The organism is Arenibacter sp. F20364 (assembly GCF_023015905.1).
Classification (GTDB): Bacteria; Bacteroidota; Bacteroidia; order Flavobacteriales; family Flavobacteriaceae; genus Arenibacter.
Genome location: NZ_JALKBD010000032.1, coordinates 23,065 through 36,191, shown reverse-complemented (window position 1 = coordinate 36,191; position 13,127 = coordinate 23,065). Strand labels below are relative to the sequence as shown.

The window sequence follows — 13,127 nt, the reverse complement described above, 5'->3', positions numbered from 1 at the left end:
AAATATTCCCGTTTGGGAATGCAATGACGAAGCATGTATATTTACAATGTTACCATGAATATTGAAGAATCGATCCAGGGACAGTGGCTGTCCTGGATGAAGGAGGTCCATATCCCCGAGATGTTGGAAACAGGAAAGTTTACCAAGGCTCTAATGTCTCAAGTTTTGGTGGAGGAGGAGATGGGAGGAATTACCTATTCCATTCAATATACCACCGATTCCAAAGAAACCCTTCAAAAATATTACGCCGAAGATGCAGAAAGACTGCGTAAAAAAGTGATGGAACTCTTTGCTGGCAAGTTTGTTGCCTTTAGGACAGAGTTGGCGATCATTAGCGAACATTAATTAAATACGCAGCGCCATGAGCAAAAAAGGAAAAAAATCCTTTCATTCCAAAAAGGAAAAGTTCAATAGACCCTGGCAGGAGGAAAGTCCGGTGAAAGCAAAAAAACATTTAGGACAACATTTTTTGAAAGATGAGGCCGTTGCACGAAAAATTGGGGAGACTTTAACTTTTGAGGGGTACCGAAATGTTTTGGAAATAGGTCCGGGAACGGGTGTGCTCACCAAATATTTATTGGAAAAGGATATCGATTTGGTAGCTATGGATCTGGACGAGGAATCCATCATTTACCTAAAACATAGTTTCCCGCTGGAGCACAACAAGCTAATGCAGCGCAAAGGCGAGTTTAAGGTTTTGGAGGCCGATTTTTTAAAATATGACCTATGGACCCTTTTTGGGGACGAGCAGTTCGCCATTACCGGGAATTTTCCGTATAATATTTCTACGCAGATCGTTTTTAAGATGTTGGAATTTAAGGATCAAATTCCAGAATTCACCGGGATGTTCCAAAAAGAGGTGGCCGAAAGGATTTGTGAAAAGGAAGGAAGTAAAGCCTATGGGATACTTTCCGTATTGGTACAGGCATTTTACGACGCGGAATATTTATTTACAGTTTCTCCCCAAGTTTTTGATCCACCACCCAAAGTGCAGTCCGGAGTGTTGCGACTTACCAGAAAGGAAAATTTACACTTGGAGGTAGATGAAAGACTGTTCAGGCAGGTTGTAAAGGCCGCGTTTAACCAACGGAGAAAGACCATTCGTAACAGTTTAAAAACATTCAATCTTTCCGATGTTCTTAAAGAAGATGCTATATTTGGCCTGCGTCCGGAGCAATTGAGCGTTGCGGACTTCATTTCGTTGACACAGAAGATTGCAAATGATACCATTTAAACTCACCGAGGAATATTTAGCTGAAATTGAGCAGCTAATAGACAACCAGCAGGACGGACAATTGTCCACACTCTTGGCTGAGGTGCATTATGCGGATGTGGCAGAGATTATCAACGAATTGGACGAAGATCATGCCACCTATCTAATTAAACTTCTAGACAGTGTAAAAACATCTGAAACCCTTACGGAATTGGATGTGGATGTTAGGGAGGCCATCCTTGCCAATCTTTCGGCAAAGGAAATTGCGGGGGAATTGAACGAGTTGGATACCGATGATGCCGCTGATATCATAGGGGAATTGCCCAAAGAAATGGTCCAAGAGGTAATTTCCGAATTGGAGGACAGGGAGCACGCCAAGGATATTGTGGATCTGTTGCGCTATGATGAAAATTCTGCGGGCGGACTTATGGCCAAGGAGCTGGTCAAGGTAAATGAGAATTGGAACGTACTTACCTGCGTTAAGGAAATGAGGGCACAAGCAGAGAATGTGACCAGAGTGCATTCCATATACGTGATAGATGATGAAGGCAAGCTTAAAGGGCGTCTCTCTTTAAAAGATTTACTAACCACCTCTACCAAGACCCATATTAGCGAGGTGTATATTCCAAAGGTAGATGCCGTTAACGTTAATGAAAAACCAGAGGAAGTAGCCAAAATTATGTCCAAATACGATTTGGAAGCCATTCCCGTGGTCGATGAAATTGGAAGATTGGTAGGCCGTATTACTATAGACGATATTGTAGATGTTATAAGGGAGGAAGCTGAAAAGGATTATCAACTGGCAGCTGGTATTTCCCAGGATGTAGAGGCCGATGACAGCATTTGGGACCTGACCCGGGCAAGATTGCCTTGGTTGTTTCTTGGCCTTCTGGGAGGTGTAGGGGCCGCCGCTATCATGGGGGGCTTTGAGACCCTGATGAGCGATTATGGGGTGCTGTTTTTCTTTACACCCTTAATAGCGGCAATGGCCGGTAATGTCGGGGTGCAATCCAGCGCCATCATGGTACAGGGTTTGGCCAATGACGATCTAAAGGGGAGTATTGGCGGCAGGCTTATAAAAGAGATGTTGTTGGCACTATTAAATGGGTCGGTTTTGGCGTCTATACTCTTATTTTTTACTTGGCTGTGGAAAGGAAGTTTTCTTACCTCCCTGGCCATTTCCATTTCTTTGATCACCGTAACCGTGGTAGCAGGGATTATAGGTACCTTTATACCACTTTTTCTACACAAAAGGGGTATAGATCCCGCTATAGCCACTGGTCCGTTTATAACCACTAGTAACGATATTTTCGGGATTCTGATTTATTTTTCCATCGCCAAGGTTATTTTGGGAATCTAGGGCACTCCGCCTCCTTCGGCGGCGGCGGGCTTTCCGCGCTACATGGTAGCTAGCTGCAATCCCTAGTGCAAGTAGGTCTTGAAATTCCTTTGAAAATATCGAAAAATAGTCCTGGTTCTTGTTTCCAGTAGCCCAACGGTCTTGTATCTTTGCCGAATAACATTATTTTATGAAAGTTCTCCATTTAGATGTAAACCACCCCTTGATTATTGAGCAATTTAACGCCTTGGGGTTTCAAAATGATGAAGATTATACTTCCTCCAAAGAGCAGATTGAAAAGAAAATAGATCAATATGATGGAATTATCATCAGAAGCAGGTTCACTTTGGACGAGGCGTTTTTGGATAAGGCAAGCAACCTAAAGTTTATTGGGCGTTTGGGTGCAGGATTGGAAAATATAGACACCCAACACGCCAAAAGGCTGGGTATCTTTCTTGCGGCTGCACCGGAAGGTAATAGAAATGCTGTTGGGGAACACACCTTGGGAATGTTATTATCTCTCTTCAATAAATTGAACAAGGCAGACAAAGAAGTGCGGAATGGTCAATGGGACCGGGAAGGTAACCGTGGCCTTGAATTGGATGGTAGAACGGTCGGGATTATTGGTTATGGCAATATGGGAAAGGCCTTTGCCAAAAAACTAAAGGGTTTTGATGTGGAAGTAATTTGTTATGACATTGTTGGCGGTGTAGATGATGAAAATGCCAGGCAAGTGGGGATTATGGAATTAAAACAAAAGGCGGAAATACTTAGTCTTCATGTACCACAAACTGGTGCTACTATCAATATGATCAATTCGGAATTCCTGGAAGATTTCAAGAATCCGATTTGGCTGATAAATACCGCAAGGGGGAAATGTGTGGTTACGGAGGATCTAGTTGCTGCCATGAAAGAAGGCAAGGTGCTTGGAGCGGGATTGGATGTGCTTGAATATGAGAAGAAATCCTTCGAAGATATGTTTAGCGAGCCAAAACTTCCAGAAGCCTTTACCTATTTGATCAATGCGGAGAATGTATTGCTTACTCCCCACGTGGCCGGTTGGACCGTGGAAAGCAAAATAAAATTGGCTCAGACCGTTGTAGATAAGATCAGGGAAAAATTCTGTTAAGCAAGTGATAAGGACCGGTATTTAATCCTTAAAATCATATTGGATTGTACCTTATTGGGGCACTTGTTGTACATTCTAGACTTCAAAATTAGATGGTCATGCAAAATAGAGTTACGGGCTTGGGTGGATTTTTCTTTAAAACAAAAGACCCCAATAGGATCAAACAATGGTACAGCAAACATCTTGGACTCAATACCGATCAATAGGGTTGTACCTTTTGGTGGAAGGAAAAGGAAGGCAAGGATTGTTCCACCCAGTGGAGCCCGATGAAAGAAGATACAACTTACTTTCAACCTAGAAAATGTACTTTTGTGATGAACTTCCGAGTAGAAAATTTAGTCGAATTACTTAGGATTTTAAAGGAAGAAGGGGTAGCCGTAGTGGGTGATATTTAGGAATACAATTACGGTTAATTTGGCTGGATATTGGACCCTGATGGCAATAAATTGGAATTGTGGGAACCCAATGACAAGGCGTTTCTTTGATTAGAAAATAATTATTACATTTAGTACTATTATTAATCAACTAAAAATCAACCATGTCAGAAGAAAATAAAGATTTAGGAGATAAAGCAAAAGACGCCGCAAAAGGAGCTAAGGAATCGGCCAAGGAGTTTGCAAAGGATGCTAAAGAATCTGCAGAGGAATTTGCGGAAGATACTAAGGAAGCTGCCAAAGATTTTAAAGAGGAAGCCAAAAAAACGGCCGACGAATTTAAAGAAGGCTTGGCCAATGCAGGAGGGGATAATAAAAAATTATTAGCAGGAATCTTGGCAATTCTATTTGGATGGTTAGGGGTACATAAGTTTATTTTGGGATATCAAAAAGAGGGAATCATTATGGCTGCCGTAGGTGTACTTGGCTGGTTTCTTTGTGGAATACCCACCATGTTGGTTTCCATAGTTGGTTTAATTGAAGGTATAATGTACCTGACAAAATCAGATGAAGAATTCTATAACACCTATCAGGTGGGTAAAAAGCCTTGGTTCTAATAATACAATAAAGTTGGATATGATGTCCGACTTTATTTTTATCTATATTTATCGTAATATTGCGATTAAATAAATTTGAAATTTGGATAGTTTTACGATAAGAAGTTTGTTGTTAAAAGCTTATTTATGGAGATTCGGAGAATGAAAAATAGCGACTGGCCAAGGGTAGCCGAAATTTATCAGCAGGGCATGGATACCGGTTTTGCTACCTTTGAGAAGGAAGTACCCTCGTTTGAAGTTTGGGATGCCGCACATCTTCAAGTAGGAAGATTGGTGGCCATTGTTGGGGATAGTATTGTAGGATGGGCGGCACTTTCCCCGGTTTCCAGCAGATGTGTTTACGGAGGTGTGGCGGAGGTCAGTGTTTATATAGGTCAGGGCAATAGGGGTCAGGGCGTGGGAAAAATGCTGATGCAGCAGTTAATTGAGGAGAGTGAAAAAGCAGGTTTGTGGACGCTGCAATCGGGAATATTTCCTGAAAATAAGGGAAGTGTGGAATTACATCTAAAAAAGGGGTTCCGTTTTATTGGCAAAAGGGAGCGCGTAGGCAAACGTGATAATGTCTGGAAAGATAATCTGCTGTTTGAAAGGAGAAGTGCGGTGGTGGGCATGGATTAGTCCATCTTTGGCCGATTTAGGACAGCTTTAAGGGCCAATTTCTAAATTGGAGCGCCGTCATCGTGTTGGCCCTCGGCCAACTTTCGTTCCAATTCAGCCTGAAACTCCTCCATTACTGGTTTTACCGTACTTTCAGGTAAATCCGCAATTTTTATATACATTAAGCCATCTACCGAGTTATTGAATAGGGGATCTACATTAAAGGCCACTACTTTCGCATTCTGTTTAATGTATTTTTTGATCAGGACAGGTAGCCTTAAACTTCCTGGCTCCACTTCTTCGATAAGCCTGTCGAACTTGTTAAGGTCGGCTTCGGTTTCATCAAAAATGAACTCCTTGTCGGCATCCTTAAGTTTAACCTTAAATTCCTTCTTGGGCCTAATGTATTGCGCCACATAGGGGTCCCAATAATTACTTTTCATAAACTCTATCATCAGGGATTTGGAAAAGTTGGAAAACTGATTGCTAATACTAACCCCTCCTATTAAATATTTGTGGTCCGGGAATCGCAAAGTCGTGTGCACAATGCCCTTCCATAAAAGGAACAACGGCATTGGTTTTTGTTGATATTCCTTAATAATGTAGGCCCTGCCCATTTCTATGGACGACTGCATCATGGCATAGAGCTCTGGTTCAAACCGGAAAAGGTCCTGTAAATAAAAGCCATCAATGCCGAATTCCTCAAATATCTCCGAGCCCATGCCCATGCGATATGCGCCCACGATTACTTTTTCCTCATCGTCCCAAAGGAAGAGGTGGCGGTAATAATCATCAAATTTATCCAGATCTATGGCGTTATTGGTGCCCTCTCCTATAGCCCTAAAGGTGACTTCGCGTTGCCTCCCTATTTCCTTCAGAATAAACGGCATGTCCATTGCCTTGGCCAAAAAGACCTCGTAGTTTTTGCTTTGTAAAAGCCTGCAGTCTTTTTCCCTTAAACGTTCAATTTCTTCCTGTATTACCTCGGTGCGCACTGCCGTGGCTATTTTTCTTGGTGCCTTCGGTATTTTTAGGCTTGTAGGAATCTGGTCCAATAACCTTTCCTTTTCATAGGCATTGGAAAGCATATAGGTCTTTCGGCGTAAAAGATCCGCAAATTCGGCCAGATTCTCCTGTTCGTTTTGCGTCTGCACGGAAATAGGTTGCCCAATACGTACTTTTATAATCCTGTTCTTTTGTGTGGTTACTTCAGAAGGTAATTTGGCCGTACGGAAGACATCACTTATCTTGGATAGGCGATAAAAAAGCCTACTGTTCTTGGCGTGAAAATAGATGGGGACCACCGGTACCTCTGCCCGTCGTATCAGTTTGAGGGCGGCTTCTTCCCATGGCCGATCCACAATGAGCTTTCCATCCCTATAAGTAGACACCTCGCCTGCGGGAAAAATGCCTAGGGGATGTCCGTCCTGCAAATGCTTCATGGCATTCTTGAATCCGGAAATACTGCTCTTGGCGTCCTTATGGGTCTCAAAAGGGTTTACTGGTAAAATATAAGGAGACATAGGTTCTATCCTGTTCAATAAGAAGTTGGCGATAATCTTAAAATCGGACCTATGGTTTAGAAGTAATTTTAAAAGGAGTACTCCATCTATACCTCCAAGTGGATGATTGGAAATGGTGATGTAGCAACCTTGTTTTGGCAGGCGTTTAAAATCTTCCTCGGGAATTTCGAATTTAATTTCATAATGGGCCAATATAGCATCCAAAAAGGCAAGCCCGTCCAAATGCTTGTGTTTGTTGTAAAAACGGTTAATACTGGAAATTTTGGTTACTTTCATAAGCCCCCATCCAATAAACGTTCCCAGAAAGCCGTATTTATCCAGGTTAATAGCCTTGGCTACTTCCTTTGCGGTAACTAAACCCATGCCTTAGTGTAATTTGGTAAGTGCTAAGATAGGAAAATCGCTACAGCAAACCTTATTTAAACTTTCCAACAAATTATTTCATTGCCCTATTGTACCACCAATTGTACTGTTTCCTTCCCGCGTTGTTCAAGCAGGATTTCCTTGCCATTTTGAAGGCTTGTTATAGCTTCGGTGTCAAAATGTCTAATGGTGTATAGGGAAACACCCTCATGATGCACTACCTTAAACCTACTTTTAAGCATGTTCAAGAGCTCTTCCAATTTGCCAAATTTATTATCCACGCATACAGAAAAACTAATGGCGGAATTTTGGATCAGATCTACTTTCATCTGATGATCGTGCAATAATTTAAAAAGTTCGCTGATACTATCTTCCACAATGAACGAAAAATCCAGAGAGGAAAGTTTCATTAGCACTTGGTTCTTTTTTACAATAAAACAGGGAACCTTAGGTTCTATCCCGATGCCTTTCCCGACCGTTGTGCCTTTATCCTTGGGATTGATGAAAGACTTAACATGCAAGGGTATCTCTTTTCTCTGAAGTGGTTGCAGCGTTTTTGGGTGAATTACCGAAGCCCCATAAAAGGCAAGTTCAATAGCTTCGCGATAGGAGATCTTGTTCAACAATTCGGTTTTTTCAAAATATCTGGGATCAGCATTCAAAACCCCGGGAACATCCTTCCATATTGTCACCTCTGTGGCATTTAAGCAATAGGCTAAAATGGCAGCGGTGTAGTCAGAGCCTTCCCTACCCAAAGTAGTGGTAAAATTGTTGTCATCACTTCCTAAAAAGCCCTGCGTAATATTTAGTTTACGCTTGTCTACATTTTCGGAAACGTTAATTTGTGTCTTCTTCCAATTTACTTTGGCATCGCGATAATCCTCATTGGTTTTGATCAAGGACCTCACGTCCAACCATTGATTGGCTATTCCAATTTCATTTAAATAGGCACTGAGAATAGTGGTAGAAACCAATTCTCCATAACCTACCACCTGATCATAGATAAAACCATATTTGGGAGATTTGTTCCAGACCAAAAAACCCTGTACTTCATCAAAAAGAGTTTTGACTTTGGCAAAAACCGGGTGTTTGTCATTGGAAAATAAGTCATGCATAATAGTATCATGGTACTGAATAACTTCATGTACCGCCGCCGATAATAACGATTTGTCCTTGAAATAGGCATTTACAATATCTTCCATGGCATTGGTTGTCTTTCCCATAGCCGATACTACTAAGAGGGTGTTTTCATGACCAACTTCCTGTAGCACCTTAACTACGTTTTTTACGCTACTTGCATCTTTTACCGATGCTCCACCAAATTTAAAAACCCTCATAACTTATTTAAAAATGTTTTAATTCCTTTTTCGTCCAAATGGACAACATTCCAATCCCGTAATACTTTGGCACCTCTACTTTCATAAAATGCAATGGCCGGATCGTTCCAGTCCAAGACTTCCCAGTTAATTCGTCTCACACCAAGTTGGTATCCGTGTTCCACGACCTTTGTCAACAAAGCCGCACCAAGTCCACTGCCTCTCACAGCCTCTGTAACGATCAAATCTTCCAGATGTATAATTGGACCCTTCCAAGTAGAGTATCTGGGGTACAAGAGGGCCATCCCTACGATATCCCCATTGGCTTCCGCTACATAGCAATGAAATAATTTTTGCGGACCAAAGCCATCCCTTTTTAAATCTTCGACTGTAACCTCTACAGCGTTTTCTTCTTTTTCGAAAACGGCCAACTCTTTAATCAATCTATGCACCTGGGCCATGTCCTTGGCTTCGGCATCTCGAATACTGTACTTCATAATTGTTACAAATAAAACACAAAGTTATAAATTTAAAAAATCAATATTTTACGAAAACGTTGTAGTTTCACAAATTAACCGATATTTGTGCTCAAATAAACAAAGCTTCTTAAATGCATAGAAAAAATACCACCCTAGGTGAATTTATTATTGAAAACCAATCGTCTTTTCAATATTCCTCAGGGGAACTTTCTAAACTTATAAACGCTATTAGATTAGCGGCAAAGGTAGTAAACCACGAAGTTAATAAAGCGGGACTGGTTGATATTATAGGGGCTGTCGGGGATACCAATATCCAAGGTGAGGACCAACAGAAATTGGATGTTTTGGCCAATGAAAAGTTTATTCAGACTTTAATAAACCGTGAAATAGTCTGTGGGATCGCCTCTGAGGAAGAGGATGATTTTATAAGTATCAACAGTAGTGATAACCAACATCAAAATAAATACGTTGTGCTTATAGATCCCTTGGATGGCTCTTCCAATATAGATGTGAATGTTTCGGTAGGGACCATATTCTCAATCTACAGAAGGGTAACGCCTATTGGGACCCCTGTTGCCCTTAAGGATTTTTTACAACCAGGGAGAGCACAGATAGCGGCCGGTTATATTGTTTATGGAACTTCAACCATGTTGGTATATACCACTGGTGATGGGGTAAACGGATTTACCCTGAACCCTGCTCTGGGAACTTTTTATCTTTCCCATCCCAATATGGAGTTTCCTGAAACAGGCAAAATATACTCCGTAAACGAGGGCAATTATGTGCATTTCCCCCAAGGTGTGAAGGATTATATTAAATATTGCCAAAAGGAGGAAGGGGATAGGCCCTATACTTCAAGATATATTGGTTCATTGGTTTCTGATTTCCATAGAAATATGATTAAGGGCGGAATTTATTTATATCCCAAGAGCAGTATTGCAGCTGAGGGCAAATTGCGCTTGCTTTATGAATGCAATCCTATGGCTTTTATTGCTGAACAGGCCAAAGGGAAGGCCAGTAACGGGTTTGATCCCATTATGGATATTATACCTACGGAATTGCACCAAAGGGTGCCTTTCTTTTGTGGAAGTAAAAAAATGGTAGAAAAGGCCGAGGAGTTTATGAAGGCCGCAAAATAGGAAAAGGAGCCAAAAGCTCCTTTTCTTAGTAATATCAGTATGGAATACTAGTGTTTTAATAGGTATAAATAGTCCTCAAAATCTATTTTCCCCGTAAAAATATCTATAGATCTTTTAATGATCAAATTAGCACTTTCAGTTCTGTATCCCAAGCCAATGGCATATTTGGTTATAAGATTTCTCTCTTCCTCGTCAATTACATTATCAACGAAAATAATTCTGAACAAATCAAATAATCTCTCCAAACGCTCTTCGGAACTGGCCGGTGGATTTATAGGGTATTTATTGTCCGAATTCATAATCTCTTTATACTCGGCTTGCGTAATATCAAGTTTGTTGGCGAAACGGTCCAATAATTCCTTTTCCTTCGAGTTTATTGCGCCATCAACCGCGGCCAAAGAAGCAATGGAAGCAAAATGGGCTAGATTTCTTCTATGCGTTCCAGTACTATATAAATCTACATAAGACATATTCAAAATATTTATTTGTAACAAAGATAATTTTTTTAGAAAAGTTAATTTAGAATTTTCTTTAATTATTTCAGGAGGTTTTAATTCCTGAGCATTACCGCTAATAGGCCATATTGGAATTCCAGGGTGGAATAAAAGGGTTGTTTTTTCAAAACCAATGAAGGTTCAAGTACATTTATGTTGCAGATTTATATTTTCCAGATCGAACCTAATGGAAAATTCTTATCCAAAATTTCTTTTATTAAATTAAAGTTTCATCCGGAAAAAATTAGTTGTAGTTAATTGGGCAAGAGGGAATAATATTTAATTGGCCCTTATCAAATTTTGGGTCGTTTGGCATTATTTCCTTTTAACCCGGTATTGCTAGCTTAAGAAAAAGAGGATTATTAGCCTAAGAAAAATAGGGGTTTTTTATTTATTGTGATATCTTTGACTAATACTACAATTAATGTTACTAAAATTAAGTTTAGCTCAACTCCTGACATGTCCTTTAAGATTCCAAAGAAAGAAATAATATACCCTGTTTCTGTTTTTATCCTTTTGATGATTGTTGTAGTGGCACTCTGGAAGAACTCTTTGGACTCCAATAGGGAATTATTGAAGAAGGATATAGAGGAGAATGGACAAATCCAATCCCAGGGATTTTTGTCCTCTGGACAAAAAAGCATAATCGTCCTAGAAAATCTTATGGAGCGTTTGGTGATGACAGATGGCGAATTTTTTCAGTATTGGGAAGAGGATGCCAGGCTAATCTTAAAGGAGGATCAATCTTTTAAATTCGTGGAATGGATAGATAGTTCCCAAGTCATCAGGAGTATAGTGCCGTTAAAAGGAAATGAGGCCGTGGTTGATAGGGATCTTTCCGATCACCCTAGAAGTCTCGAGTGGCAGCGACATGTTAGGGATACATCGACCAACTTAACTGCTTGGATACCTATGATACAGGGCGGGCATTCCTTTTTGATCGATGTTCCTGTTTTCTTCGGAGGCAAATTTCAAGGGACTATAACCGCTGGGATGGATTTTACGACCACCTTTAATAATTTGGCCACTGGAATGGATAGCTATGCCATTGAAATAAAGGATGACCAGGGTGCCACTTTTTATAGTCTCAATGACCCTTCACCTAACGATTTTAGTGATGATCTGGTTTATGTTAGGCATTACGAGGTAGATCAGGATGATCATCAAATTTGGACCTTTTATTTAATGCCCCGCAGTAAAGAGGTATTGGCCGAAAGGACTAAGTCGTCTATGGGTATTTTGATCTTTGGGGTTCTTATATCCCTGCTCATGAGTTTGTTGACATATTTCTATCAATCTTCCAGAAATGAAAATATACGTTTTAGGGAATTAAATATTAAGCTACGGACCGCCAATAGAAGCCAAAGGGAAGAGCGAATAAAAGCAGAAAAAGCTTCCAAAGCCAAAACGGAGTTTGTATCCAATATGAGCCATGAAATTAGGACTCCTTTGAATGCTATTATGGGCTTTATTGAGGTTTTAAAAGAGTCAAATATAGATAGCTCCCTAATGGAATATCTTTCTTTGATGGATGTCTCCTCCAAAAAATTGCTATTGTTGGTGAACGATATTTTGGAAATTGATAAAATAGAATCAGGTCAGATAACGTTTAAAAAGGATGTCTTTTCTCCAGCAGAGGAACTGCGGAACATTATAAGTATTTATAGACCCAGTATTGAAGAAAAGGGGCTTTATGCGCGTTTGGAGAATGTTTCGGACTCCAAAACCCATGTAATTGCGGACATTGGCAAATTTGGCCAGATTATAACCAACCTTTTAAGGAATGCCCTAAAATTTACGGAAGAGGGTGGAATAGATATTACTTACGAAGAGACCATCCTCAATAACGAATTAGATATTAGTATCGGTATTAAGGATACCGGAATAGGAATTCCGAAAAGTAAACTTAAGACCATTTTTGATAGGTTTACCCAAATAGATTCGGGGACAGCGAAAAGACATGAGGGCAGTGGCCTTGGCTTGTACATTACCTATCTCTTAATAGAACTCTTGGAGGGGCATATTGAGGTGGAAAGCACGGTAAATATGGGTACGGAATTTACGATTTCGCTTAAGTTCCCTATAACCGAGGTGCAACCAGAAATAAAAGTAGCTATTGCCAACAGTATAGATTTAAGTGGGTTTAAGGTTTTGATCGTGGACGATAATAAGGTCAATGTGATAGTGCTAAAAAAGACCTTGGATGCATTTGGGATAAACACCTATTGGGTTGGTAATGGAAAAGAGGCGGTAACGGCAGTGGCCGAAAACCATTACGATTTGGTCTTTATGGACATCCACATGCCCGAAATGGATGGTTTTGAGGCTACATTGGAAATAAGAAAAACCAATAAGGATCTTGTTATAATTGGTTTCTCAGCTGATGTTACCAAGGAAACGATCCAAGGAGCCAAGGAGGTTGGTATGAACGACTATTTTACAAAACCGATTACCTTTGATAAACTTAGACAGAATTTGTCCAAGTACCTTATCAGGGTATAGTACGGTTTGTTGGTTTTTTTACCTAATCCAATTTGTCCGGGC

The 13,127-nt window shown here is 40.4% G+C and carries 12 protein-coding genes and 1 pseudogene; 9 read left to right on the top strand and 4 right to left on the bottom strand.

Annotated features, from left to right (window positions below; translation table 11 throughout):
- Positions 1–33 precede the first annotated feature (33 nt).
- The 7 genes and pseudogenes from MWU84_RS19805 to MWU84_RS19775 all read left to right on the top strand — a co-directional run bounded on the left by MWU84_RS19805 (position 34) and on the right by MWU84_RS19775 (position 5,290).
- Positions 34–345: a DUF4286 family protein gene (locus MWU84_RS19805; RefSeq protein ID WP_031442096.1), complete on the top strand. Its 312-nt coding sequence runs from the start codon at positions 34–36 to the stop codon at positions 343–345.
- Positions 346–361: 16 nt separating this feature from the next.
- Positions 362–1,234 (top strand): 16S rRNA (adenine(1518)-N(6)/adenine(1519)-N(6))-dimethyltransferase RsmA, encoded by an 873-nt coding sequence (gene rsmA, locus MWU84_RS19800; RefSeq protein WP_246904916.1) that lies wholly within the window; start codon positions 362–364, stop codon positions 1,232–1,234.
- Positions 1,221–2,573, top strand: coding sequence for a magnesium transporter (gene mgtE / locus MWU84_RS19795; protein WP_246904915.1), 1,353 nt, complete (start codon positions 1,221–1,223; stop codon positions 2,571–2,573). The genes rsmA and mgtE overlap by 14 nt, the downstream gene beginning before the upstream one ends.
- A gap of 169 nt (positions 2,574–2,742) precedes the next feature.
- Positions 2,743–3,681: a 2-hydroxyacid dehydrogenase gene (locus MWU84_RS19790; protein ID WP_246904914.1), complete on the top strand. Its 939-nt coding sequence runs from the start codon at positions 2,743–2,745 to the stop codon at positions 3,679–3,681.
- A 98-nt stretch (positions 3,682–3,779) separates the two neighbouring features.
- Positions 3,780–4,166, top strand: a pseudogene (locus MWU84_RS19785) (VOC family protein).
- A gap of 53 nt (positions 4,167–4,219) precedes the next feature.
- A complete protein-coding gene (locus MWU84_RS19780) occupies positions 4,220–4,672 on the top strand; it encodes a TM2 domain-containing protein (RefSeq protein WP_246904913.1) in 453 nt (150 codons plus the stop codon).
- Positions 4,673–4,798: 126 nt separating this feature from the next.
- Positions 4,799–5,290 (top strand): GNAT family N-acetyltransferase, encoded by a 492-nt coding sequence (locus tag MWU84_RS19775; RefSeq protein ID WP_246904911.1) that lies wholly within the window; start codon positions 4,799–4,801, stop codon positions 5,288–5,290.
- A gap of 41 nt (positions 5,291–5,331) precedes the next feature.
- Here MWU84_RS19775 and MWU84_RS19770 read toward each other — a convergent pair whose 3' ends face one another.
- The 3 genes from MWU84_RS19770 to MWU84_RS19760 all read right to left on the bottom strand — a co-directional run bounded on the left by MWU84_RS19770 (position 5,332) and on the right by MWU84_RS19760 (position 8,968).
- On the bottom strand, positions 5,332–7,155 hold the full coding sequence (locus MWU84_RS19770; RefSeq protein ID WP_246904910.1) for a lysophospholipid acyltransferase family protein: 1,824 nt from the start codon (positions 7,153–7,155) through the stop codon (positions 5,332–5,334).
- A gap of 86 nt (positions 7,156–7,241) precedes the next feature.
- On the bottom strand, positions 7,242–8,492 hold the full coding sequence (locus MWU84_RS19765) for an aspartate kinase (protein WP_246904906.1): 1,251 nt from the start codon (positions 8,490–8,492) through the stop codon (positions 7,242–7,244).
- On the bottom strand, positions 8,489–8,968 hold the full coding sequence (locus MWU84_RS19760) for a GNAT family N-acetyltransferase (protein WP_246904904.1): 480 nt from the start codon (positions 8,966–8,968) through the stop codon (positions 8,489–8,491). Before MWU84_RS19760 ends, MWU84_RS19765 begins: the two co-directional genes overlap by 4 nt.
- Positions 8,969–9,081: 113 nt before the next feature.
- Between MWU84_RS19760 and fbp the strand changes: the two genes are divergently transcribed.
- Entirely contained in the window at positions 9,082–10,089 is a 1,008-nt protein-coding gene (fbp, locus tag MWU84_RS19755) for a class 1 fructose-bisphosphatase (protein WP_246904903.1), read from the top strand.
- A gap of 47 nt (positions 10,090–10,136) precedes the next feature.
- Here the strand turns inward: fbp and MWU84_RS19750 are convergent, their stop codons facing one another.
- Positions 10,137–10,559: a TerB family tellurite resistance protein gene (locus tag MWU84_RS19750; protein WP_246904902.1), complete on the bottom strand. Its 423-nt coding sequence runs from the start codon at positions 10,557–10,559 to the stop codon at positions 10,137–10,139.
- Between the two features lie 483 nt (positions 10,560–11,042).
- Between MWU84_RS19750 and MWU84_RS19745 the strand changes: the two genes are divergently transcribed.
- Positions 11,043–13,085 carry a response regulator gene (locus MWU84_RS19745; protein ID WP_246904901.1) on the top strand — a complete coding sequence of 681 codons (2,043 nt, stop codon included), beginning with the start codon at positions 11,043–11,045 and terminating at the stop codon, positions 13,083–13,085.
- Positions 13,086–13,127 lie beyond the last annotated feature (42 nt).